This window comes from Streptomyces litmocidini, assembly GCF_014649755.1.
GTDB classification, from domain to species: Bacteria; Actinomycetota; Actinomycetes; order Streptomycetales; family Streptomycetaceae; genus Streptomyces; species Streptomyces litmocidini.
The window spans coordinates 39176-62132 of the sequence record NZ_BMTQ01000013.1 but is presented as its reverse complement, the minus strand read 5'-3'; the positions used below and the strand labels follow the sequence as shown (position 1 = coordinate 62132).

Below are 22957 nucleotides of genomic sequence, written 5' to 3'. Positions count from 1 at the left end.
GGACACGTACCGACACGTACGGACCAGTACGGATTGCCCCCCGACCCGCCCGCGCCGGGGTGGGTGGAGGTGGGTGCCGACGCGGGCGGGGCCGCTCCCCTCCGCGCGGTGGCCCGCCCGTCGCCCGTCACGCCCCCGCCAGGCCCGCCACCCTCAGCGCGTGGAGCAGGTCGCGTTCGCGCGCCGCGGACACCTCGCGGGCCGCGGCGAGGAGCCGGGGGACCAGGCCGTGCGGGTCCACGCCCGCGAGACGGGCGGTGTCCTCGGGGGTGCGAACCCGGACGAACGCGGTGAGCAGGGCGTGCGCCTCACGGTGGTGGCCCTCGGCGCGCAGCGCGGCGCACGCGCCCGCGAGCTCCTCGGCCGGGCGGGCCACGCCCTGCCGGAGCAGCTGCTCGCAGTCGGCCGTCCGCCCCGCGTCGGCGAGCACGCCCGCGACGGCGGCGAGCCGGGTGGGCGGCAGCGAGGCCGCCTCCCAGAGCAGGGTGGACCAGTCGGCGCCGAGCCCGGCCCGGTGCAGCTCCGCCGCGAGGGCGGGCAGCCGGGCCGGCGGTCCGGCGAGCGCTTCGCAGAGCAGGACGTGCGCCTCTCCGCTGCGGCCCTGCGCGCGGAGGCGCCGGAGGGCGTGGACCGCCGCGGCCGCCGCGCGGCCGGCTTCGGCGGAGTCCGGGGCGGGGGCCGCGAGGGCGGCGACGGGGTCGGCGGCGGCGCCGAAGCGGGCCCCGCGGGGTGCCGCTCCCCCGGCCGGGAGCACGGGCAGGGGCGCCGGTCCCCGCTCCACCGTCTCGGCTCCCTCCTCCAGCCAGGCGTACCGGGCACCCCGGGGTCGCCGCCCGGCCTTGGCGGGCTTCGCGGCAGCCGCCGACGGGGCGGCGGCGCGGGGCGGCGCGACCGAGACCTGACCGACGACACGAGCCGGCACGGCCGGCACCGGCCCGGCGGCGCGAGCCGGCACGGTCGACACCGGCCCGGCGGCGCGAGCCGGCACGGTCGACACCGGCCCGGCGACACCGGCCCGCACGGCCGGCACCGGCCCGGCGGTCCCGGTGGGCGACGCCCCGGCCGCAGCCGACACCCCCGGCCCCGCCTCCGGCCCCGGCCCCGGCCCCGGCCCCGGCCCCAACCGGACAAGGCGCGTCGTCAGTTCCCTCACCCGGGCCGCCGCCCTGGCCTCGTCGTCCCGCGCCCAGGCGAGGTCGTGCTCCAGGCGGGCGGCCTCCGCCGGGTCAGGGGTGCCGCGCAGCCGCTCGGCGAGTTCGCGGCACCGGGTCCCGGCGTACCGGCGTTCGGCCTCCATGAGGTCCCGGCGCTCCGCGAGCGCCTCCGCTCCGCCGGGGCGGCCGTCGTGGGCTCCCGCGGCCGCCGCGTACAGGCTCCGGCCCCGGACGGCGAACGGCCCGTCGACGGCTTCGCCGACGTCCTGGAGGAGGGATTGGACGATGTCCCAGGGCAGGATGTCGGCCCCGTCGAGGCAGGCGCGCAGGCCTTCCGGGTCGCGTGCGGCGAAGACCCCGTACCAGCCGCCCTCCGGCCGGGCGCGGCCCGCGAGCTCGGTCAGCCAGCGCGTGAACGCCGCTGTTCCGGAAGGCGGTTGATACCTCGTCATGCGTCACGCACCTGCCCCGCGGTCGACTGGGACCTTCCGGTCCGCGGGTATTGGACCGCAGTCGTGTTACGGGACGACTACGGACTGTTTTCCTCCGGATGTGCGGGGGTCAGAACGTCACGACGATCCCGGTGTGCGGGCGCTTGCCGCGTCGGACGATCATGGCCGGCACGTCGGTCAGCCAGTACTGCCAGGTGTACTTGCGCGAGAGCAGGCGCCGGATCCGGCGCAGCTCCTCCCCCTCCACGAGGCGTCCCGTCCCGGCGAACCGCTCGGCGCCGTCGGCGACGTTGCCGCGCAGGTCGCAGACGGCGACCTCGACCCGGGGGTCGTTCCGCAGGCGCTTGACCTTCCAGGAGTCGGAGCGGGTCCACACGTACAGCTCGGAGCCCTCCGTCGCGTACCAGACGGGTGTCGCGACCCCCGTGCCGTTCTTCCGGAAGGTGGTCAGACTGACGTAACGGCCGCGTCGCAGCTCTTCGGGCATCATGCCCGGCAGCCTAGGCGGGCGTGGCGTTCGAGGCGTAGGCGGCGCGGGCCTCGGTGATCTCGGGGGCGTGGGTGCGCGTCCAGGCGCACGCCGCGTCGAGCGGGGCGAGGAGGGACCGGCCGAGGCCGGTGAGGGCGTACTCGACGCGGGGCGGGTTCTCGTCGTGGACGGTGCGGGTGAGGAAGCCGTCGCGCTCCATGGAGCGGAGGGTCTCGGTGAGCACCTTGGGGGTGATCCAGTGCAGCGGGACGCGGAGTTCGGAGAAGCGGCGGGGCGCTCCGTCCTCCAGGCAGCGCAGCACCATCGCGGTCCACTTGCCGCCGACGCGGAGGGGACGGGGGGGACTTCCGGCGCAGTCGGGGTCGTCGAAGAGGGAGGGACTCAGCGGCTGCGGGGACGGCTGCTCCATCATGCGGCCGACGCTAGCCCAGTACCGTTGAAGTAACCAGGGGCGCCCGTTCTACGGTCCCGTCATGAACAACGACAGCAACAGCGACTGCAAGAGCGTCATCGTCTTCGGGGCCGGCGGGCGCGTCGGCCGGGCGGCCGTGGCGGAGGCGGTGGCGCGGGGCCACCGGGTGACGGCCGTGGTCCGCGACCCGGCCGCCCACGGCGACCTGGAGGGCGCGGGAGTCACGCTCGTACGGGGTGACGCGACGGACGCGGCCTCGGTGGCGGCGCTCGCGGCGGGCCACGACGCGGCGGTGAACGCCGCGGTCCGTCTCGACGTGCCCTCGGTGGACTTCTTCACGGCCGCGGCGAAGGCGATGGTCGCCGGGCTCACCGAGGCGGGCGTCGGGCGGCTGGTCACCCTGGGCATCGCCACCACCCTGGAGACGGCTCCCGGGGTGCGGCTGATGGACGCGCCGGACTTCCCGGAGCAGTACCGGACGTTCTCCCAGGGGCACGTGGCCGAGTTCGAGCTGCTCACGGCCGAGGCCGGGCCCGGACTCGACTGGCTGATGGTGGTGCCGGGCATCGACCTGAACGCGGAGGCCGAGCGGACGGGCGGCTACCGGACGGCGGTGGGCACGGTGATCGACGGCCCGGGCCGCATCGCCCACGCCGATCTGGCGCTCGCCCTCCTGGACGAGATCGAGCGCCCGCGCCACAGCCGGGTGCAGCTCGCGGTCTCCGTCTGACCCGGGAGGACGCGTCAGACGGGAGTCGGGGTGCAGTGCACCACCAGCTCGTCCATGGAGAGGCCGAGGACCCCGGCCAGCGCCGCGACGGTGAAGAAGGCCGGGGTCGGGGCACGGCCGGTCTCGATCTTGCGGAGGGTCTCGGCGGAGAGGCCGGCGGCCGCGGCGATCTCCACCATGGACCGCTCGCCGCGCGCCTCGCGCAGGAGCAGGCCCAGGCGCTCGCCGCGCTCGCGCTCTTCGGGGGTCAGGGGGGTGCGCACCATGCCGACCATTCTAATACCGGTATAGTAATTGGCCATGGTGGAGATCAAGACGAACGAATCCCTGGCGGCCATGCGCGAGTCGGGGCGGGTGGTGGCCCGCGCCCTGGCGGCCGTACGGGAGAAGGCGGCGCCCGGCGTGCGGCTCACCGAGCTGGACCGGGCCGCGCGTGACGTGCTCGCCGAGGCGGGCGCCGGCTCGCCCTTCCTCGGCTACCGCCCGGACTGGGCCCCGGTGCCGTTCCCCGCGGTCGTGTGCGTCTCCGTCAACGACGCCATCGTCCACGGCATCCCCGACGACACCCGGCTGGCCCCGGGCGACCTGGTCTCCGTGGACTGCGGGGCGACGCTGGGCGGCTGGGCCGGCGACTCGGCCGTCAGCTTCACGGTCGGCGCCGCCCGGCCGGAGGACACGCGCCTCGTCGCAGCGGCGGAGGAGGCCCTGGAGGCCGGCATCGCCGCGGCCGTCGTCGGCAACCGCATCGGCGACATCGCCCATGCGATCGGCCGGGTCTGCCGGGACGCGGGCTACGGCATCCCGGACGGCTTCGGCGGCCACGGCATCGGCCGCGCCATGCACGAGGACCCGGGCGTCCCCAACGAGGGGCGCCCGGGCCGCGGCATGAGGCTGCGCCACGGGATGGTGCTCGCGATCGAGCCGATGCTCATCGGCGGCGGCACGGACGAGCACTACACGGCGCGGGACGGCTGGACGATCCGTACGTCCGACGGCTCGCGCGCGTCCCACGCCGAGCACACGGTGGCGATCACGGACGACGGCCCGCGCGTCCTGACGGCCCTGTAGCCCGCCGGGACGCGCGGACCCGCCCGGCCGCCGCCGGGACGCCGGCCTCCCGACCGCCGCTACGACGCCGGCCGCACGACCATCGCCGAGCCGCCGCCCCTGCGGACCGTCTCCGCGGCGGCCACCCAGCGGCCGTCCGGGAGGCGCTGGACGCCGGTCGCCGCGCCGATCTCCGGGTTCTGCCGGAAGCCGTGCCCGATGGCCTCCAGTTCCGCCCTCAACGGGCTGTTCCACAGGGCGGGTTCGAGTTCGGTGGTGGTCTGGTTGCGCTGGCTGGCGCGCGGCGCGGCGATCGCGTCGACGAGCGGGAGCCCCCGGTCGAGGACGCCCGTCAGGGTCTGGAGGACCGTGGTGATGATGGTCGCGCCGCCCGGGGAGCCGAGCGCGAGGACGGGCCGGTCGTGCCGGTCGAGGACGATGGTCGGGGAGATCGAGGAGCGCGGCCGCTTGCCGGGGCCCGGCAGGTTCGGGTCGTGGACGGCCGGGTTCGCCGGGGCGAAGGAGAAGTCGGTCAGCTCGTTGTTGAGCAGGAAGCCCCGGCCGGGCACGGTGATGCCGCTGCCGCCGGTGGACTCGATGGTGAGGGTGTAGGCGACGATGTTGCCCCACTTGTCCGCCACCGTCAGATGGGTGGTGTTCTCGCCCTCGTACGTGGTCGGGGCGGCGGTTCCGCCGCTCGCGCACGGCACCGGGTCGCCCGGGTCGCCGGGGGCGAGCGGGCTGGTGAGGGCGGCGTCGTCGCGGATCAGGCAGGCCCGTGAGTCGGCGAACCGCTGGGAGAGCAGGCCGCGGGTCGGCACGGACTCGAAGGCCGGGTCGCCGACCCAGCGGCCCCGGTCGGCGAAGGCGATGCGGCTGGCCTCGATGAAGCGGTGCAGGTACTGGGCCCGGGAGGCCGTCGAGAGGTCGGTGCCCTCCAGGATGTTGAGCGCCTCGCCGACGCTCGTGCCGCCGGAGGAGGACGGGGCCATGCCGTAGACGTCGAGCCCGCGGTACGAGACCTTCGTGGGCCTGCGGGACTCGGTGCGGTACGCGGCGAGGTCGGCCTCCGTCAGGTCGCCGGCGCGGACGGTCCGGGTGGCGCCCTCGCGGACCGGGGGCGTGCGGACGGTGTTCACGATGTCCCGGGCGAGGGGGCCCCGGTAGAGGGCGCCGACGCCTTCGCGGCCGAGCTTCTCGTACGTGCGGGCCAGGTCGGGGTTCTTGAAGACGGAGCCGACCACGGGCAGCTGCCCGCCGGGCAGGAAGAGCGCGGAGGTGGCCGGGAAGTCGCGGAACCGGGCCTCGTTGGCCGCGGTCTGGGCGCGGAAGGTGGGGTCGACGGTGAAGCCCTCGCGGGCGAGCCGCTCGGCCGGTTCGAGCAGGGTGTCGAGCCGCTTGCTGCCCCAGGCGTCGAGGGCGGTCCTCCAGGTGGCGGGGGTGCCGGGGGTGCCGACGCCGAGGCCGCTGGTCTGGCCCTCCTCGAAGGGGATGGGCTTGCCGTTCTCCGTGAAGAGGTCGGGTCCGGCGGTCCGGGGCGCGGTCTCGCGCCCGTCGACGGTCCGTACCGTACGGCTCTTCGCGTCGTAGTACACGAAGTAGCCGCCGCCCCCGATGCCGGCCGAGTAGGGCTCCGTGACGCCGAGGGCGGCCGCGACGGCGACGGCCGCGTCGACCGCGTTGCCGCCCTTGCGGAGCACCTCGATGCCGGCGGCCGAGGCGTCGGCGTCGACACTGGCTACGGCGCCGCCGTAGCCGACGGCGACGGGTTCCTTGACGGGTGGGTCCACGACGGGCGGCGTCTTCGGGGGCGCGGCGGCGCCCATCGAGAGCACCGTCGCCGCGACGGCGAGAAGGGATACCTTGCCAGCGGCGGATCGACGCATTCCTACCTCCAGTCAACGACCGTCCGCGCAGCGTAACTTCCCGCGCCGCCTTCCGTCAGGACCGCCTCGAACTGGAGGCCGGATCGCCGCTAGCATGCGCGCCCATGAACGACGACGTCCGCAACATCGTGCTCGGGGTCCTGGCGACCGGGGTCAGCGCCGCCTTCGGGTGGCTGGGCCGCACGTACCAATGGCGGCGCAGGCTCCGCCGCAAGCAGGCGTTCTTCGGTCTCCCGCGGAGCTCCGAGTGCCTGCTCGTGGTGAACAAGGAGGCGGGCGGCACCACCGCCGTGCACCGCTACGACGTGTTCGCGCTCCTCGAACTCTGCGCGCTCATCAAGGACTGCGGGGCGCACGCGCGCATATTGCAGCACGACCAGGCGCACCAGGGCTTCGGCGACCGCACGGAGTTCTGCGTGGGCGGGCCCTACTCCAATCGGCGCATGGCCGCTCATCTGGCGACCCTGCTGCCCGGGCTCACGGTGAACACGGACGTGGAGCGGGGGCCGGATCAGGGTTCGTTCCTGATCGGCCCGGAGCGCCACCGGATGAACTCGGGGGTCGAGGAGTACGTGATCCTGGCCCGTCTCATGGCGGGCGAGGACTGCCGTCCGGTCTTCCTCTTCTGCGGACAGACGGCCATCACCAACCAGGCGGCGACCCGCTACCTCGCCCGTCACCACGAGTCGCTGGCGCGCCGCCACCGCGACGGCTCCTTCGTGCTCCTCCTGAAGGTGGTCAATTCGCAGGCGTACGGCCCCGACGTGGTGGAGCTGGTGGCCGACGTCACGGGCGCGGCGCGGAGGGCCCCAGCGGTCGAACCGGCAGCGACTTGACGCCGTTGACGAAGTTGGAGACGAGGTGCCGGGGCGGCCCCGCGAGGGCGAGGCCGCCGCAGGCCGCGCGCACCTCCTCGTAGAACACCCGGAGCTGGAGCCGGGCGAAGTGGGCGCCGAGGCAGACGTGCGGGCCGTCGCCGAAGGAGACGTGCGGGTTCGGGGTCCGGCCGAGGTCGAGGCGGTGCGGGTCGGTGAAGACGCGCTCGTCGTGGTTGGCGGAGGCGTGGAAGACGACGACCTTGTCGCCCTCCCGGATCTTCCGCCCGGCGAGTTCGGTGTCGCGGGCGGCGGTGCGCCGGAAGGAGAGCACGGGCGGGTGCACGCGGAGGAGTTCGTCCACGGCCGTGTCCACGGCGACCTCGCCGCCCCACAGTCTCCGCTGTTCGCCGGGGTGCTCGGCGAGGGCGAGGATCCCGCCGGGGGCCGCGCTGCGGACGGTGTCGTTCCCGGCGACGGTCAGCAGGAAGAAGAACATCTCCAGTTCGGCGTCCGCGAGTTCGGAGGCGGCGAGCACGCTCATGACGTCGTCGGCCGGGTGCGCGCGCTTGTGCGCGGCGAGCTCCTGGGCGTAGTCGAACATCTCGGCGAGCATGGCGGGCGAGCGGGGGTTGACCGGTCGCCCCTCCGCGTCGAGGACCGGTGGCTCGTCGGGGTCCTGGTAGGCGATGACCCGCTCGGTCCAGGCGTGCAGCAGTCCCCGGTCGCTCGCGGGCACTCCGAGCAGGTCCGTGAGGTTGAGCAGCGCGTAGTCGTCGGTGACGGCCCGGACGAGGTCCACCTCGCCGCCGTCCGCGAACGCGGCGCCGAGCAGCTCGCGGGCCCGCTCGCGGGCGGTCGCGGCGAAGCGCTCGATCCGCCCCGGAGTGAAGGCCCGGCTGACCAGCCGCCTCGACCGGCCGTGTCCCGGCGGATCCTGGTTGAGCATCATGCGCCGGATGAAGGGCAGGTCCGCGGGGTCGGGATCGCGGATCTGGGTGGCGCCGAGGTACGAGGAGTACGTCCCCGAGTCCTTGAGCACCCGGACGACGTCGGCGTGCCGGGTGACGGCCCAGAACCCGGGCCCGGCGGGCCAGCCGAGGAGCTCCGGCTCCTCCTGGCGGGCGACGGGGGCCCGGTCGCGCAGGACGCGGAAGCGGTCGTGCGGGATGCCCGCGGCGTAGATCCGCGGGTCGAAGACGTCGGGCGTGTCGTCCGTGTTCCCCACCGGCCCTCCCCTCGGGGTGAAGACGTCACCATCATGACAGGCCAGAGCCGTTCTCCGTAGGCCGGAGCGCACGGTTCGAGGGCCTTCGACGAGGGCGTGGACCTCGTCCGGCGCCCGGCCGCCGACCCCGGCGCGCCCGCCCGCGCCCTCACCGACCGGTCCGTGTTCCTCCTCGCCGTCGAGCGGTACGGGGAGGCGCACGCCGGCTTCGCCGGGGCCGACGCTCTCCGGCCAATCGTTACCCGCACGTAACTTACCGACCAGTTACCACGGGTAAGTCGCTCCGGTTACCGTCGGGTCACTTTCACTGCCCCCACAGTGCCCCGTGAGGAGTGCCCCGTGCGCACATCCCTGGTCCTCGCCGTCTCGGCCGCCCTCGTGGCCGGGACCGCCCTCGGGCTCGCCCCGACAGCCCGGGCCGCCGACACCTCGATCCGTTTCGTCGACATCGCGGGGGACGGCGGCACCGTCCTCAAGGCGAACGTCGTCACCCCCGCCGGAGCCGACGCCGCCGGCCGCCACCCCGTGATCGTGCTGCCCACCAGCTGGGCCGTGCCCCAGGTCGAGTACCTCGCCCAGGCCCAGGAGCTCGCCGACTCCGGCTACGTCGTGGTGAGTTACAACTCGCGCGGCTTCTGGCAGTCCGGCGGCGAGATCGAGACCGCCGGCCCCGAGGACGTCGCCGACGCCTCCAAGGTGATCGACTGGGCCCTCGCGAACACCCCGGCCGACCCGGACCGCGTCGGCATGGCGGGGGTCTCGTACGGCGCGGGGATCAGCCTGCTCGCCGCCGCGCACGACCCGCGGATCAAGGCCGTCGCGGCGCTCAGCGGCTGGGCCGACCTCATCGAGTCCATCTACAGCGGCCGCACCCAGCACCTCCAGGCCGCCGCCCTGCTCGGCGGCGCCGGCTACCTCACCGGACGGCCGGGACCCGAACTCCAGCAGATCCTGGGCGACTTCCTCTCCTCCGACCTGACCAAGGAGGAGGACATGATCGCCTGGGGCCGCAAGCGCTCCGCCGTCGAGCAGATCGACCGGATCAACGCCAACGGCACCGCGGTCATGCTCGGCAACGCCTGGGGCGACACCATCTTCCCGCCCAACCAGTACGCGAGCTTCTACGAGAAGCTCACCGGCCCCAAGCGGCTGGAGTTCCGTCCGGGCGACCACGCCACCGCCGAGGCCACCGGCCTCCTCGGCCTGCCCAACGACACCTGGACCAGCGCCCACCGCTGGTTCGACCACTACCTCAAGGGCGCGGACAACGGCGTCGACCGCGAGCAGCCCGTCCGGCTCAAGCCCCGCTCCGACGCGCCCTACGAGGGCTACCCCGACTGGAAGTCGGTCGACGCCCGGCGGCGCACGATCGCGCTCGAAGGCTCCGAGCACGTCTGGGCGAACGTCGACTCGGGAGCCAACGGCGGCATCGTGATGCTGTCCAACCTCCTGGACCAGTTCTTCCAGGCTCCGCCCACCGCCTCGATCCCGCTGCTCCCCCGCGCCTTCGCGGGCGTCTGGCAGTCGGAGCGGTACGAGACCCCGCAGCGGGTGCGCGGCACGGCGCGCCTGCACACCACGGTCACCCCGACCGCGGAGAGCGGCACCTTCGTCGCGTACCTCTACGACGTCGGCCCGCTGGGCGTCGGCAAGCTGATCAGCAACGCCCCGTACACCTTCCACGGCAAGGTCCCGGGGAAGGCGTTCGCCGTCGACCTGGACCTGTTCTCCACGGCGTACGACGTCCCGGCCGGGCACCGGCTCGCCCTGGTCGTCGACACCGTCGACCCGCTCTACATCGAGCACAACCCGACCGGCGCGCAGCTGACCTTCTCCTCCCCCACGGCCGACCCGTCGTACGTGTCGGTCCCGCTGCGGGCGGAGTGATCACCGGCTGCTGCCGGGCGGGTGCGGCCCCGGGAGGGGTCTTGTCCCCCTTCCCCGCTACTGCTGTCCCGGCAGCAGCGTCCGTGGTTCGGCCGGGGCGACGTCCACGGCCTTCGTCTTCGGGCTGTGCCGCTCCCTGCGGGCCACCCAGGTGGCGAACCAGGAGAGCAGCATGCACATCCCGATGTAGACCGGTGAGACGACCAGGACGACGGGGATGAACGGCAGGTCGTAGTCGAGGTTGGACGCGATCAGCTTGCCCGCGTGCAGGAACTCCTCGTAGGTGATGAGGAAGCCGAGCGAGGTGTCCTTGAGGGCGACCACGAGTTGGCTGATGATGGCCGGGAGCATGGCGCGCACGGCCTGGGGCACCAGGACGTACGTCATCACCTGGGCCTTGCGCATGCCGAGCGCGTACGCGGCCTCGCCCTGGCCGCGTGCGACGGCGTGGACGCCGGTGCGGAAGACCTCGGCGAGCACGGAGCCGTTGTAGAGGGCCAGGCCGGCGACGAGCGCGGGCAGCGGCTGCACCTTGAGCGCCACGAAGATGAAGAAGATCATCACGAGGACGGGCATGGCGCGGAAGAACTCGACGAGCAGGGTCGAGATCCAGCGCGGCACCCGGTGCTCGGAGAGGCGCCCGGTGGCGAGGACCGCGCCGAGGGCGAGCGAGAGGACCGAGGCGCAGGCGAAGGCCTTGAGGGTGTTGCCGAGGCCCCTGAGCAGCAGCTCCTGGATGCCCTCGTACGCGAAGGGCGTCCATTTGGCGGAGGTGAACTGCTCGGTGTCGAAGAGGAGGTACAGGACCCAGCCGGCCAGGGCGAGGAGGACCGCGGTGGACGCGAGTCCGTAGAGGAGGTGGCGCTGCCGGGCGTGGGGTCCGGGGATGTCGTAGAGGGCGGTGGACTCGGTCATCGGGCGACTCCCCAGCGCTTCTCCATGAGGTGGAAGAGGGCGCTGATGGTGAGGGTGATGATCAGGTATCCGACGGCGATCCAGACGAAGGTCCAGACGATGTCGTAGCCGAGTTCGCTGAGGGGCTTGTAGGTGCCGAGGAGTTCGGTGACGCTGAACGCCCCGGCGATCGCCGAGTTCTTGGCGAGGGCGATCAGGGTGGAGCCGACGGGCGGGATGACGGTGCGGAAGGCCTGCGGCAGGACGACCGTGGAGAGGGTCTGGGAGAAGGTCATGCCCAGGCTGCGGGCGGCCTCGCCCTGGCCGCGCGGCACGGTGTTGATGCCGGAGCGCAGCACCTCGCAGATGAAGGCGGAGGTGTAGCAGCCGAGGGCGAGGACCGCGAACAGCTCGAAGGGCAGCACGAGTCCGAAGCGGGGCAGGCCCAGCATGACCGCGAAGAAGAGAAGGGTCAGCGGGGTGTTGCGCAGGACGGTGACCCAGACCGTGCCGAAGACCCGGAAGGAGCCCACCGGTGCGACCCGGAAGGAGGCCATGACGAAGCCCAGGACGAGGGCGAGCGCCGAGGAGTAGACGGTGAGTTCGACGGTGCCGAGGAAACCCTTGCCGTAGAGCGAGAAGTTGTCTGTCAGTACGTCCATGTCGGGCTCCTCCGGTCAGCTCGCCGGGTAGCGGTCGATGGCGGGCGGCTTCGGGGCGGGGACCCCGGAGAGCCCGAGGGTGGCGTCGTACGCCTTCTTCCAGTCGCCGTTCTTCTCGTGGGCGGCGACGGCGTCGTCGAGGGCGAGGCGCAGGGCGGTGTCGCCGTGCGGGACGCCGATGCCGTAGGGCTCCTCGGAGAACGGCTTGCCGACGACCTTGAGCTCGTCGGGGACCTTGGCGGCGTAGCCCATGAGGATCGTGTCGTCGGTGGTGACCGCGTCGACCTGGTAGGTCAGCAGGTTGTCCACGCAGACGGAGTAGGTGTCGTAGGCGACGAGTTCGGCCTTCGGGTGGTCCTTCTGGATGCGCTGGTACGGGGTGGAGCCGGCTGCCGAGCAGACCCGCTTGCCGTCCAGGTCCTGCGGTCCGTCGATGTCGTTCTCGTCGGTGCGGACCAGGAGGGACTGGCCGGCCCGGTAGTAGGGGCCGGCGAAGCCGACGAGCTTCTTGCGGTTGTCGTTGATGGTGTACGTGCCGACGTAGTAGTCGATCTGGCCGTTCTGGAGGGCCGTCTCGCGGTTGGCGGAGGCGATGGTGCGGAAGTCGACGCCGGCCGGGTCGAAGCCGAGGGACGCGGCCATCATCTTGGCGATCTCGACGTCGAAGCCGGAGTAGCGTCCGGTGGCGGGGTCCTTCTCGCCCATGTAGGGCTGGTCCTCCTTGGCTCCGACGACGAGCCGGCCGCGTCTCTTCGCCCGGTTCCAGGTGGCGGATTCCGGCAGGGTGAAGTCCGACGCGACCTGGTAGACGGGGAGTTGGTCGGGCTGTGGGCCCTTGACGGGCGGGCTGCCCTCCTTGCCGCAGCCGCCGAGCGCCGCCGTCACGGCGAGCAGCGGGGCGAGCGCGGCGAGGGTCCGGTGCGTGCGCTGCATGGTTCCCACCCGGGTCAGTGCTTGAGGATCTTGGAGAGGAAGTCCCTGGCGCGCTCGCTGCGCGGGGCGGTGAAGAACTCCTCCGGGGTGCGGTCCTCGACGATCTTCCCGTCGGCCATGAAGACGACCCGGTGGGCGGCGGAGCGGGCGAAGCCCATCTCGTGGGTGACGACCACCATCGTCATTCCCTCGCGGGCGAGTTGCTGCATGACCTCCAGGACCTCGTTGATCATCTCCGGGTCGAGGGCCGAGGTCGGCTCGTCGAAGAGGAGGGCCTTGGGGTCCATGGCGAGGGCCCGGGCGATGGCGACGCGCTGCTGCTGGCCGCCGGAGAGCTGGGCCGGGTACTTGTCGGCGTGCGCGGCGAGTCCGACCCGGTCGAGGAGTTCGCGCGAACGCCGGTCGGCCTCCTCCTTCCTGCGCCTGCGGACCTTGACCTGCGCGAGGGAGACGTTCGCGAGGACCGTCCTGTGCGCGAAGAGGTTGAAGGACTGGAAGACCATGCCGACTTCGGCGCGCAGCCGGGCCAGCGCCTTTCCCTCCTCGGGGAGGGGCCGGCCGTCGACGAGGATCTCGCCCGACTCGACGCTCTCCAGCCGGTTCATCGCGCGGCAGAGGGTGGACTTGCCGGATCCGGAGGGGCCGATGACCACGACCACCTCCCCGCGCCCGACGGTGAGGTCGACGGACCGGAGGACGTGCAGCGCGCCGTAGTGCTTGTTGACGCCACGCAGTTCGATCAGCGGATCGACGACGGCCATGCGCTGCCCTGCCCCGTTTCTCGGCGGTGTCGCGGACAGCGCAAACTTTCCACGAGAAAAAGGGACTTCACGCCCGACACGCATGAAACGGGAATAATCCGTATTTACTGCGGAAGGGTGGATCGGGGCGGGCGGAAACTCAGTACTCGGAGGCTTCCGCGTACACCTGGGAGAGCTGCGGCGCGCCCGTCATCGCCCAGTCGAGACCGGCCTCGACGACCTGGATCTCCCGGCCGGAGGCCAGTCTCACCACGGGGCTGCCGCCGGGCCACACCTGCCACCGGGCGCCCGGCACGTTCCGGACGATCACGGTGCCGAGGTAGAGCCCGGCGTCGTTACCGAACCAGGGAAGCTCTTCGGGATCGTTCCGCCAGCCGGGCGGGAGCTGGTCGAGCTCCTGGAGGGAGCCCGGGGTGTCGTCCAGGGCCACTCCGGCCTCCGCGACCCGGGACCGCAGCAGCTCGCACTCGGAGAGGAGCTCGGCCACCCCCTCCGGGTCGCGGTCGAAGGCCGCGACCAGGGGGGAGTCCGAGGAGCCGGGCCCGTGCCGCTTGCGCCAGCCGTCCAGAAAGGGAATGTTCATCCGAACAGCGTCGCACCGTGGCCGTGCGGACGACCACCCGGCGCGCGGTGATCATCGCGACCGGCGTCAGACGTCGAGGTCGACGACGACCGGCGCGTGGTCCGAGGCGCCCTTGCCCTTGCGCTCCTCGCGGTCCACGTAGCTGTCGGAGACCGCCTCGACGAAGGGCTTGTTCCCGTAGACCAGGTCGATGCGCATGCCCTTGTTCTTCGGGAAGCCGAGCGCGCGGTAGTCCCAGTACGTGAAGGGGTGGTCGTACTTGAGGGGCCGCGGGACCACGTCGGCGAGACCGGCCTCGCGGAGCCCGGCGAGCGCGGCCCGCTCCGGCTCCGTCACGTGCGTGGCGCCCTCGAAGACGGCGATGTCCCAGACGTCCTCGTCGGTCGGGGCGATGTTGTAGTCGCCGAGGACCGCGAAGGGGCGCTCCCCCGCCGCGTCCTCCCCGACGGCCGCCCTGAGCGCCTCCAGCCAGCGCAGCTTGTACGCGTAGTGCTCGTGGGCCACCTCGCGGCCGTTCGGCACGTACACCGACCAGACGCGGACCGGGCCGCAGGTCGCGGAGACCGCCCGGGGCTCCTGAACCCCGTCGTACTCCGGACCGCCGGGCAGTCCGGTCACCACGTCCGCGAGGCCGACCCGGGAGACCAGGGCCACGCCGTTCCACCGTCCGGTGGCGTTGACCGCCGACTCGTAGCCCAGGGCGCGCAGTTCCTCCACGGGGAACTGCTCGGCGGCGCACTTGGTCTCCTGGATGCACAGCACGTCGGTGCCGCTGCTCTCCAGCCAGGCCAGGAGCCGGGGCAGCCGGGCGGTGATCGAATTGACGTTCCAGGTGGCGATGCGCATGGACCCAAGCCTACTGGCGGGGTGTGACAGCGGGCGGATTCAGAGCTCGGCGGAGGCGCCGGGGGCGAGGCGCGCGTGGTGGGTGCCGCCGAGCCCGCCGATCTGCCGGTCGTAGATGGGCCGCGCGAGATCGGTGAGCAGCGCGTCGTGGATGTCGTACGCCCGGCGCGGCTTGACCTCCCGCACGTAGTCGATGACCTCGGAGATCTTGTTCCAGGGGGCCATGACGGGCAGCAGCAGCGTGTCGACCGGCTGGTCGGGCACGGTCAGCGCGTCGCCGGGGTGGAAGACGGCGCCGTCGACGAGGTAGCCCACGTTGGTGATGCGCGGGATGTCCGGGTGGATCACCGCGTGCAGCTCGCCGTGGACCTGGACGTCGAAACCGGCCGCCGTGAAGGCGTCGCCGTGCCCCACGGTGTGCACCCGGCCCGGAAAGGCCGCCGAGAGCCGGTCGGCGACGCTGCGCAGCGTCCAGATCTCGGCGGCCCCGTCGGCCTCCAGGGCCGCGCGCAGCCGGCCCTCGTCGAAGTGGTCGGGGTGCTCGTGGGTGACGAGCAGCGCGTCGGCTCCGAGGACGGCGTCCTCCTCGGTGAACATGCCGGGGTCGAGGACGAGCGTGCGGCCGTCCTTCTCCAGCCGCACGCAGGCGTGGGACTTCTTCGTCAGCTTCACGCCGCCAGGCTACGCCGGGGGCGTCGTCTCCTCCGCGATCACCCGGTTGACCACCCGCAACGCCGTCTCGGCGGCCGGGAGGCCGCAGTACACGCCCGCGTGGAGGACGATCTCGCGGAGTTCCTCGGGCGACAGGCCGTTGCGGAGGGCCGCCCGGGTGTGGTCGGCGAGTGCCTCCCGGTGGCCGCCGGCGAGGAGGGCGGTGAGGGTGACGGCGCTGCGCAGGCGCCGGTCGAGCCCCTCGCGGCTCCAGACCTCGCCCCAGGCGTAGCGGGTGACGAGTTCCTGGAAGGCGCCGTCCGGGTCGTCGGCGAGGGCCCGGTCGACGTGGGCGTCGCCGAGGACCTCGCGGCGCAGCCCGAGCCCCTTCTCGTACGGGTCGGACCGGCCGGCCCCGACGGGCTCGGCGGCCGGAGCGGCCGGGGCGGGCTCGGCGACCGGCACGGGCGGAACGGGCGGCGGCACGTTCAGGGTGCCGCTGGGTTCCTGGGCGGTCCCGGAGAAGTGCTCGGTGAGCAGGTCGGTGACGGCGGCCGGCTGCTCGACGGGGGCCAGGTGCGAGGCGCCGGGGACGACGGCGAGCCGGGCGTCGGCGATGCCGGCGACCAGGGTGCGGGCCTCGGCGGGGCCGGTGACCTGGTCCTCGGAGCCGACGAGGACCAGGGCGGGGATGCCGATGCTGCCGAGGGCCTCGCGGACGTCGAAGACGGCGAGGGCCTCGCAGGCGGCGATGTAGCAGGCGGGGTCGGTGGTCCTGACCATCTGGACGGCCCAGTCGACGATGGCGGGCTGCGCGCCGGCGAAGAGCGGGGTGAACCACTGCTCGGGCGCGGTGCGGGCCATCGGCTCCAGGCCGTTGGCGCGGACGATGACGCCCCGCTGACGGAACTCGTCGGCGGTGCCGAACCGGGGCGAGGTGGCGACCAGGGCGAGCGAGGCGACCCGGTGGGGCGCGCGCAGGGCGAGGTCCAGGCCGACCGCGCCGCCCAGGGAGCAGCCCGCGTACCCGAAGCGCTGGACGCCGAGCGCGTCGAGGGTGGCGAGGAGCCGGTCGCCGAGTTCGGCAACGGAGGTGAACGGCTCCGCGGGCGCGCCTCCGTGTCCCGGAAGGTCGAAGCGGACGACCCGCCACTCACGGGCGAGCTCCGGTATCTGCCGGTCCCACATGTGGAAGGTGGTGCCCAGTGAGGGGCCCAGGACCAGGGCCGGAGCCTGTTCCGGCCCGTCAACGCGGTACTGCAGGGTGTTCGTCGGTGTCTCGCTCACCCGCTAGACCCTCTCATCTCGCCCGACCGCCCCTACGACCGGGGACCCGATTGCGCGGCCCTGAGCAGGTGGGAGACCTCTCGGGCAGCGTGGTGTTCGAGGCATCGGAGGCACCCGCGACGGGCCTGCCCGCGTCGGTGCGACGTCGGCGGCGGTCCTGGACGCACGGTCGAGGCGCAGGCGAGTCGCACGAACCGGTGCGAGGCGGTGTCGGCCCGGCCGCCGCACCTCCGGCTGCGCTCGGCGCCCCACCTTACGGCCCCGCCTCCGGTGCGAGAAGTGCGCCCCGCGATCGGGAGCGGCCGGCGGTCGCCGCACGGCCCCTCCGGAAAAGCGGCGGTCCTCAGTCCCGGCGTGCCCCGGTCTCCGGCGCCCCGATCGACCGGACGGAGCCCGGCCGTGGGAGGCCGGCCGTGCCGTGCCCGGCGGTCCTCACCGTTCCCCTCGTGCGGCAGGGGCGCGGAAGTCGATGTCCGCGACGGGCCGGATGTCCGCGCCCATGTTGACCTCCATCATCCGCAGGGCGGCCCGGGCGAGGTCCGGGCGGATGTGGGCGACGGCGTCCCGGGCGACGGTGACGTCGAGGTGGCGGATGTGCGCGTCGAGCGCCGAGTAGAGGATGCACTGCTCGGTGACCTGGCCGCACAGCACCAGACGCTCCACTCCCAGTGTGCCGAGCAGATAGGCGAGAGGGGTCTCGTAGAAGATGGAGTGCCGGGCCTTCATGACGAACAGGGCGTTCTCGTCGGGCTTGACCGGTTCGACCAGGTCCCCGTGCGGGCCGGCGAGCGCGGATTCGAGGAGTTCTCCGTGGTGGGAGCGCCACTGGCCGAAGTTGTCGTTGACGTAGACGACCGGTACGTCGGCCTGCCGGGCGCGCTCCAGGGCGGTGCGGATCCCGGGCAGGGCCTCCCGGACGGACGGCAGGAGGAGTTCCGCCTCGGGATGCTCGTAGAGGCTGAGCATGTCGACGACGACCAGGGCGCTCTTCGCCACTTCTACTGCTCAGCGCTCGGAACGGTCAGCGGGTCGCTGGGCGCGGTCGCCCTGGCGGCCTCCATCTCCTCGCCCAGCTCCTTGAGCCGGTTGCGTCCCATCGCCTTGCGGACCTCGGGGAACCACTCCTTCTCCTCTTCCTCCACGTGGTGGCGCACGTTCTCCATCAGCACGGTCATCTTCGCGTCGAACCGCTCGTCGGCGGGGTCCATGTCCTTCAGCTCGGACAGCATCCACAGCACCACGTGGTGCTCCTCGACGCTCTCCAGGACGTGGTCCTTGCTGTCGGGGGCGGCCTCCCGCGCCGCCGGATAGAAGATCTTCTCCTCGATCCAGGTGTGGGTGGTCAGCTCCTCGATCACCTGGTCCGCGAGCTTCCGCTTCTCCGCCAGGGCGCCCTCGCCGGCCTTCTCGAACTGCTTGAAGAGCTTCTCCACCGTCTTGTGATCCTCCTTGAGGAGCACGATGCCGTCCATGTCCGTCCCTTCGTCAGCGATGATGTTCTCCACGCATTCCCCGGCCGTGTCCCCGCACGCTCCCGCCGCCGCCAGATGCCCCGACCGGACCAGTGCGCACGCACCGCCGGGGGGACGCCGCCGACGGGCCCGCCGCTGTCCGGGCGGATGCGGCGGGGCGGCGACGGGGCACACGGCTCCCGACGCGATCGGCGGGGCACGGTGGCCCGCCCGGCAGGACCGGGCGGGCCACCGTGCCCCGCGGGTCGCGCGGGTGCTGTCACCCGCGCCCGCCGGCTCAGATCCGGCCGCGTGCGAGACGGGCCAGCGGACCCGTCAGCGGACCGGTCAGCGGCTTGGCCGTGGAACGGCCGATGGCGAACGCGGCGCCGGCGACACCGGCGACGCCGGCCGCCGCACCGGCGGCCACGGCCTTGCGGTGCTTGACGGCCGTCCAGGCCGTGGCGGCCGCGGCGGCCGCCTTGCCGGCGTTGGCCGTCACCAGCTCCCGGCCGCTCTGGAGTCCGCCGGCCACCGCCCGGCCGGCGCGCTCGGTGGCCTCGCCGGCCGCCTTCCCGGCGCCCTGCGCCCCTGCCGCCTTCTCCGCGACGGAGGCGCGCTTCGCGGTCCGCCGGGCCGCGGTGGCGGTCTTGCCGCCCGTGGTCTTCCCGGCGTTCGCGGTATCGGAATTCTTGGTGTTGTCGCTCTCAGCAGTCATGACATTCCTCCTTGCCGCTCGATGTGAAATGACACGGGCCCCTGGCTGTCTCAGCCGCCGTTCCGGGGGAGCAGGGATCCCAGGGGTCCCAGATCCAGATTGAGGTCGTCCATCGACAGGCCGTACCGGTCGCAGAGTTCCTCCATGCGTTCCTGCAGGACCATCAAGGTCAGTCCGATGCGCTCCTCCTGCTCCTCCGTCAGGTCTCCCTGGTCCACCCGGTGCACGGCGGTGCGCTCCATCAGCTGCCGGAGCAGCTCGACGACGGTCAGGACGAGTTTGACGAGGTCCCGTTCCACGGTGTCCGCGTCCGTCCCCAGGCGCCGGGCGGCCGCGGAGATCTCGCCCTCCCGGTTCACCACGGCGCCGGCTCCTCTCCCGTGACGGACCGGATCACCGCGCGCAGGTTGATGTGGACCAGGTCGACGTCCGCGACGGACAGGACGAGGTCTCCGGTGAGCACCGCTCCCCCGTTCAGGAGCCGGTCCAGCAGATCGATCAGGGCGACGGGCGGGCCGGTCAGGGAGTCGGGCGGGCCGGAGAGGGAGTCGAGAGCGGTGGTGCCGCCGCGGGCGGTCCGCGTGCCGTTCATCGCCCCGCACCTTCCTCCGCCCCGTGCCGGTCCTCCTCCGTCACCGTGGCGAACGAGTACGGGGCCCACGGGCCGGTCACCTCGACGCGCACGCCCGGCGTGGCGCCGGCCGACGCGTCGAGCGCGGACGTGAACCGGCCGACTTCGCCCGCGGGCACGAGGTACGCCTCGTTCGCGATGTTCTCCCCCCGCGCGGGAGCCAGTCCGCCCTGCTGGGGCCGGTGGACGACCCGCGCGCGGGAGAGCCCCTCCGCCACCCGGACCGCCTCCTCGGCGACGCCCGCCGCCGCGCGGTAGAGGTCCTGGGTGCCGCGGCGCTGGGCCCGGCGCCGTTGGAGGTAGGCGCGTCCGGGGCTCTCCGCGACCGCGACCGCCTCCGTCTTCGGCGGCGCCACCGCGCCCGCGTCCACGGAGACCTTCACGCCGAGTTCCACGTGGCCGTCCAGGCGGTCCAGCAGGTCCAGGAAGCGATCGCGCCGGGCGTCGAGCATCCCGGCCACCCGGACGTCGTCCAGATAGACGGTCGCCAGCCGCATGGGCAGGACGGTCGTCCTCGCGAACGCGGCGTCGACCACCGCGTGGTGGGACCGGGCGATCGTCTCCAGCCTGGCCATGTCCTCCAGCTGGGTGCGCAGTCCCCGTTCCCCGAACGCGCCGGACGGAACGGAGGACACCACCGCCGCGAGGCCGGCGGACTCGACCAGCCGCAGAGCCCTTCCGTCGACGCCGGCCAGGCGCGCGACGGCCTCCCGCAGGGCGGGCTCGCCGCCACGGCCGAGGGCGTAGACGTACGACATCTCCTCACCGGCGTCGAGGGGCTCCTCCGCCCGCCGGGGCTGCGAGGGCGCTTCGGTGCTCATCGCGTCTCCTCCTCTCCCTGCCCGGTGCCCACCGCGTCGCCTCCTCGCTCCTGCCGGGGAGCCCGCGCCGCGTCGGACGAGGGGTCGGAGAGTCCGACCGCCGCCCTCAGCCGGGCCAGCTCGGCCCGCAGCCGCTCGTTCTCCTCGGCCGGCGACTCGACCCCGGCCGTCGGACCGTTCGTCACGGACCGGGCTGGCCTGGCCCGGGAGGAGAGCGAGGGGTCGTGCTCCCACCAGTCGATGCCCATCTCCTTCGCCTTGTCGACGGACGCGACCAGCAGGCGGAGCTTGATCGTCAGGAGTTCGATGTCGAGCAGGTTGATCTGGATGTCGCCCGCGATCACGATGCCCTTGTCGAGCACCCTCTCGAGGATGTCCGCGAGGTTCGCGGACGAGCCCTGCGCGGTGTACGCCGGTGCGGCTCGCGGAGAACCCGGCATGCGGACGGCCGGTGAATCGGACACGATGTCTCCCCTGTCCTGTGCTGCGGTGTCGGTCAGCGAGCGGAGGCCGCGGTACGACGCCGGGAGCGGCGGGCGGACCCGGGCTCCTCGTCGGGGAGCTCGTCGTCCTTCTCGGCCTCGCTCTCGTCGGTGTACTCGTCCTCGGGCCCTTCGCCTTCGGGCTCTTCGTCCTCGGGCTCTTCGTCCTCGGGCTCGTCGGGCTCGTCGTACTCGGCCGCCGCGTCGTCGTCCGTCTCGTACTCGGCCGCCGCGTCCTCGTCGGCGTCACCGGACTCGTCCGAGTCGTCGGGATCGTCAGAGTCGTCGGGATCGTCGGCGTCCTCGAAGTCGTCCTCGGGGCCCTCCTCGGGGCCGTCCTCGAAGCCGTCCTCGGGACCGGGCTCCTCCTCCGGCGCTTCGGCGGCTTCCCGCTCCTCCTCGACCGCCTCGTCGTGCCCGACCACGACCTCGCCGTCGCGGATCTCCCCGCGCCAGCCGTCCGTGGCCTCGCCGCGCATCATGATGAACTTGCGGTAGAGCTTGAGGTCGAGCCGCGCCCGGCGGCCCTGGGCGCGCCAGATGTTGCCGGTCTTCTCGAAGAGTCCCTTCGGGAAGTACTCGAGCACCAGCAGCACCCGGGTGAGGTCGTCGGTGAGGGGGTGGAAGGTCACCACCCCCTTGACGGTGCCCTTGGCGCCCTCCGTGGTCCACATGATGCGCTCGTCCGGCACCTGCTCCGTGACGTTCGCCTGCCAACTCCGGGTGGACTTGGCGACCTTCACCTTCCAGTTGCTCGTCGTGTCGTCGGCCTTCTCGACGCTCACGACGCCCTTGGCGAAGGTGCTGAACTCCTGGAACTGCGTCCACTGGTCGTACGCCTCGCGCACGGGCACGCCGACGTCGATGTCCTCGACGATCGTCACGCTCCGGGTCTTGCCACCACCCGACTTGCGCCCCTTGCCGAACAGGCCCTTGACCTTGTCCTTCACGGTGTCCTTGAGGTGGGAGACGCCGGCGGTCACGGCCGCCTGCGCGGGTGACCTGCCCTCGCGGAGGGCCTGACCGCCCTTGGCCAGGCTCTTGACCGCGCCGCCCGTGCCCGTTCCGGGCTCCGCCAGCTTGGCGACGCCTTCGCCCAGGCGCTCTCCGAGCCGTGTCACGGTGTGCTCGGCCCGGGCGCGCAGATAAGCGTGGAGCTCTTCCTTGAGCCGGTCGGTGGCGGGGTGGTCGGCCAGCTCGCCCTTCAGCCTGCCCAGTGCCGAGTCAGCCACGGTCACCACCGCCCCGGGTCCTGCGGCCGGACGGGGTCGCGGTCTTCTTGGCGGCGGTCCGCTTGCGGGCCGTGGCGGCCGACTTGCCCGTGCCGTCGGCGGACTTCGCCCGCCCGGTGGCCTTCTTGGCGGGCGCCTTGCTCCGGGTGGCGCGCCTCGGCTTCCCCTTTCCGCCGTCGTCCCGTGCGGCTCGCTCCTCCTGTTCGTCCGGCTCGTCCTCGGAAGCCTCCTCGTCCTGCTCGCCCTCGGAGGCCTCCTCGTCCTGCTCGTCCCGCTCGTCCCCGAGGTCGTCGCCGGACCCGCCGAGGGCCCGTGTGCGCCGGCTCAGGGAGTCGGCGAGGCCCGCCGCGCGCTGCGCGAGCGCCTCCGCCGCCGCGGACTTCGTGGCCTCCACCAGCTCCTTGCGCACCTGGTCGTTCAGGTCGCCGACGAGCGGTGAGGAGGCCAGCGCCCGACCGACCCGGCGGGGGTCGAGGTCGAGTCGCCTGCCGGCGAGGAACAGGCCGAATCCCAGGGCCAGCCTGGCCTTCCTGGTCCTTCCCAGTAGGTATCCCCCCACCAGGGCCGCGCCTATCCTGGCGTTCTTCGTCATCTCTCGTACACCTCGTCCTCCCGGTCGGTCGTCTGTCGTCGATGGGGGCTCAGCGGCCGCTCCGCGAGCCCTGCCAGTACGCCTCGGCCTCTTCGAGCCGGTCGAGGAGCTCGTCCTCGCGGCGGTCGAACTCGTCGGCGTCGATGCGGCCGCTCGTCAGTTCCCGTTCGAGCGCCGCCAGCTCCCCCCGCACCCGCTCGGGGTCGTAGTACTCCCGCTCCGCGGCGAGGATCACCTGGTCGAGGACCCAGGCGGTGCCGCGGACCGGGGCCAGCGGGAGGGTCAGAACGGTACTGACGAGCCCCATGTCCC

29 protein-coding genes are annotated in these 22957 nt (G+C 73.1%); 5 read left to right on the top strand and 24 right to left on the bottom strand.

The genetic code is table 11. The features are described 5' to 3' along the window. Nucleotides 1-127 precede the first annotated feature (127 nt). The 3 genes from IE180_RS25355 to IE180_RS25345 all read right to left on the bottom strand — a co-directional run bounded on the left by IE180_RS25355 (nt 128) and on the right by IE180_RS25345 (nt 2508). Nucleotides 128-1606, bottom strand: coding sequence for a UL36 very large tegument protein (locus IE180_RS25355; protein WP_190159268.1), 1479 nt, complete (start codon nt 1604-1606; stop codon nt 128-130). Nucleotides 1607-1715: 109 nt separating this feature from the next. Continuing rightward, nucleotides 1716-2096, bottom strand: a complete 381-nt coding sequence (locus IE180_RS25350; RefSeq protein ID WP_190159267.1) for a PPOX class F420-dependent oxidoreductase — start codon at nt 2094-2096, stop codon at nt 1716-1718. Between the two features lie 10 nt (nt 2097-2106). Beyond that, nucleotides 2107-2508, bottom strand: coding sequence for a winged helix-turn-helix transcriptional regulator (locus IE180_RS25345; protein ID WP_190159266.1), 402 nt, complete (start codon nt 2506-2508; stop codon nt 2107-2109). A 61-nt stretch (nt 2509-2569) separates the two neighbouring features. Between IE180_RS25345 and IE180_RS25340 the strand changes: the two genes are divergently transcribed. Next, a complete protein-coding gene (locus tag IE180_RS25340; protein ID WP_190159265.1) occupies nt 2570-3238 on the top strand; it encodes an NAD(P)-dependent oxidoreductase in 669 nt (222 codons plus the stop codon). Between the two features lie 14 nt (nt 3239-3252). Here IE180_RS25340 and IE180_RS25335 read toward each other — a convergent pair whose 3' ends face one another. Further along, nucleotides 3253-3504, bottom strand: coding sequence for a helix-turn-helix domain-containing protein (locus tag IE180_RS25335; RefSeq protein WP_190159264.1), 252 nt, complete (start codon nt 3502-3504; stop codon nt 3253-3255). Nucleotides 3505-3538: 34 nt separating this feature from the next. On the opposite strand from IE180_RS25335, the gene map reads away from it, so the two are divergent. Beyond that, nucleotides 3539-4306 (top strand): type I methionyl aminopeptidase, encoded by a 768-nt coding sequence (gene map / locus IE180_RS25330; RefSeq protein WP_190159263.1) that lies wholly within the window; start codon nt 3539-3541, stop codon nt 4304-4306. A gap of 59 nt (nt 4307-4365) precedes the next feature. Here map and ggt read toward each other — a convergent pair whose 3' ends face one another. Continuing rightward, nucleotides 4366-6171, bottom strand: a complete 1806-nt coding sequence (ggt, locus tag IE180_RS25325) for a gamma-glutamyltransferase (protein ID WP_190159262.1) — start codon at nt 6169-6171, stop codon at nt 4366-4368. A 104-nt stretch (nt 6172-6275) separates the two neighbouring features. On the opposite strand from ggt, the gene IE180_RS25320 reads away from it, so the two are divergent. Then, nucleotides 6276-7007 carry a hypothetical protein gene (locus tag IE180_RS25320; protein ID WP_190159261.1) on the top strand — a complete coding sequence of 244 codons (732 nt, stop codon included), beginning with the start codon at nt 6276-6278 and terminating at the stop codon, nt 7005-7007. On the opposite strand, the gene IE180_RS25315 is transcribed toward IE180_RS25320, so the two are convergent. Then, on the bottom strand, nt 6958-8214 hold the full coding sequence (locus IE180_RS25315) for a cytochrome P450 (protein ID WP_190159260.1): 1257 nt from the start codon (nt 8212-8214) through the stop codon (nt 6958-6960). The genes IE180_RS25320 and IE180_RS25315 overlap by 50 nt on opposite strands. Nucleotides 8215-8310: 96 nt before the next feature. On the opposite strand from IE180_RS25315, the gene IE180_RS25310 reads away from it, so the two are divergent. Both IE180_RS25310 and IE180_RS25305 read left to right on the top strand, forming a co-directional pair. Continuing rightward, nucleotides 8311-8466 carry a hypothetical protein gene (locus IE180_RS25310; protein WP_190159259.1) on the top strand — a complete coding sequence of 52 codons (156 nt, stop codon included), beginning with the start codon at nt 8311-8313 and terminating at the stop codon, nt 8464-8466. An 87-nt stretch (nt 8467-8553) separates the two neighbouring features. Continuing rightward, nucleotides 8554-10101 (top strand): CocE/NonD family hydrolase, encoded by a 1548-nt coding sequence (locus IE180_RS25305; RefSeq protein ID WP_190159258.1) that lies wholly within the window; start codon nt 8554-8556, stop codon nt 10099-10101. A 57-nt stretch (nt 10102-10158) separates the two neighbouring features. Here IE180_RS25305 and IE180_RS25300 read toward each other — a convergent pair whose 3' ends face one another. The 18 genes from IE180_RS25300 to IE180_RS25215 form a co-directional block, all read right to left on the bottom strand. After that, nucleotides 10159-11016, bottom strand: coding sequence for an amino acid ABC transporter permease (locus IE180_RS25300; protein WP_190159257.1), 858 nt, complete (start codon nt 11014-11016; stop codon nt 10159-10161). Continuing rightward, on the bottom strand, nt 11013-11657 hold the full coding sequence (locus tag IE180_RS25295) for an amino acid ABC transporter permease (protein WP_190159256.1): 645 nt from the start codon (nt 11655-11657) through the stop codon (nt 11013-11015). Before IE180_RS25295 ends, IE180_RS25300 begins: the two co-directional genes overlap by 4 nt. Nucleotides 11658-11672: 15 nt before the next feature. Beyond that, nucleotides 11673-12590, bottom strand: coding sequence for a glutamate ABC transporter substrate-binding protein (locus IE180_RS25290; RefSeq protein ID WP_190159255.1), 918 nt, complete (start codon nt 12588-12590; stop codon nt 11673-11675). 14 nt (nt 12591-12604) lie between these two features. Continuing rightward, the gene (locus tag IE180_RS25285) at nt 12605-13351 is read right to left on the bottom strand and encodes an amino acid ABC transporter ATP-binding protein (RefSeq protein ID WP_190159254.1); all 747 of its coding nucleotides are present in this window, start codon (nt 13349-13351) and stop codon (nt 12605-12607) included. A 139-nt stretch (nt 13352-13490) separates the two neighbouring features. Further along, the gene (locus IE180_RS25280) at nt 13491-13934 is read right to left on the bottom strand and encodes a DUF6278 family protein (protein WP_190159253.1); all 444 of its coding nucleotides are present in this window, start codon (nt 13932-13934) and stop codon (nt 13491-13493) included. 66 nt (nt 13935-14000) lie between these two features. Further along, nucleotides 14001-14780 carry an exodeoxyribonuclease III gene (locus IE180_RS25275; RefSeq protein ID WP_190159252.1) on the bottom strand — a complete coding sequence of 260 codons (780 nt, stop codon included), beginning with the start codon at nt 14778-14780 and terminating at the stop codon, nt 14001-14003. Nucleotides 14781-14819: 39 nt separating this feature from the next. After that, complete coding sequence (locus tag IE180_RS25270; protein ID WP_190159251.1) at nt 14820-15452, bottom strand: MBL fold metallo-hydrolase; 633 nt, start codon at nt 15450-15452, stop codon at nt 14820-14822. Between the two features lie 9 nt (nt 15453-15461). Then, complete coding sequence (gene pcaDC, locus IE180_RS25265) at nt 15462-16718, bottom strand: bifunctional 3-oxoadipate enol-lactonase/4-carboxymuconolactone decarboxylase PcaDC (RefSeq protein ID WP_190159250.1); 1257 nt, start codon at nt 16716-16718, stop codon at nt 15462-15464. Nucleotides 16719-17150: 432 nt separating this feature from the next. Further along, on the bottom strand, nt 17151-17714 hold the full coding sequence (locus tag IE180_RS25260; RefSeq protein ID WP_190159249.1) for a cysteine hydrolase family protein: 564 nt from the start codon (nt 17712-17714) through the stop codon (nt 17151-17153). Nucleotides 17715-17716: 2 nt separating this feature from the next. Further along, on the bottom strand, nt 17717-18190 hold the full coding sequence (locus IE180_RS25255; protein ID WP_190159248.1) for a hemerythrin domain-containing protein: 474 nt from the start codon (nt 18188-18190) through the stop codon (nt 17717-17719). A 277-nt stretch (nt 18191-18467) separates the two neighbouring features. After that, nucleotides 18468-18887, bottom strand: a complete 420-nt coding sequence (locus IE180_RS25250) for a hypothetical protein (protein WP_190159247.1) — start codon at nt 18885-18887, stop codon at nt 18468-18470. 50 nt (nt 18888-18937) lie between these two features. Continuing rightward, nucleotides 18938-19249, bottom strand: a complete 312-nt coding sequence (locus tag IE180_RS25245; RefSeq protein WP_229860854.1) for a gas vesicle protein K — start codon at nt 19247-19249, stop codon at nt 18938-18940. Continuing rightward, entirely contained in the window at nt 19243-19479 is a 237-nt protein-coding gene (locus IE180_RS25240; protein WP_229860852.1) for a gas vesicle protein, read from the bottom strand. The genes IE180_RS25245 and IE180_RS25240 overlap by 7 nt, the downstream gene beginning before the upstream one ends. Further along, nucleotides 19476-20339 (bottom strand): GvpL/GvpF family gas vesicle protein, encoded by an 864-nt coding sequence (locus IE180_RS25235; protein WP_190159246.1) that lies wholly within the window; start codon nt 20337-20339, stop codon nt 19476-19478. Before IE180_RS25235 ends, IE180_RS25240 begins: the two co-directional genes overlap by 4 nt. Then, entirely contained in the window at nt 20336-20803 is a 468-nt protein-coding gene (locus tag IE180_RS25230; RefSeq protein WP_373302820.1) for a gas vesicle protein, read from the bottom strand. Before IE180_RS25230 ends, IE180_RS25235 begins: the two co-directional genes overlap by 4 nt. A gap of 32 nt (nt 20804-20835) precedes the next feature. Next, nucleotides 20836-22053 (bottom strand): SRPBCC family protein, encoded by a 1218-nt coding sequence (locus IE180_RS25225; RefSeq protein WP_190159245.1) that lies wholly within the window; start codon nt 22051-22053, stop codon nt 20836-20838. After that, nucleotides 22046-22645: a hypothetical protein gene (locus IE180_RS25220; RefSeq protein WP_190159244.1), complete on the bottom strand. Its 600-nt coding sequence runs from the start codon at nt 22643-22645 to the stop codon at nt 22046-22048. Before IE180_RS25220 ends, IE180_RS25225 begins: the two co-directional genes overlap by 8 nt. Before the next feature lie 49 nt (nt 22646-22694). Continuing rightward, nucleotides 22695-22952, bottom strand: coding sequence for a gas vesicle protein GvpG (locus IE180_RS25215; RefSeq protein ID WP_190159243.1), 258 nt, complete (start codon nt 22950-22952; stop codon nt 22695-22697). Nucleotides 22953-22957: the final 5 nt, after the last annotated feature.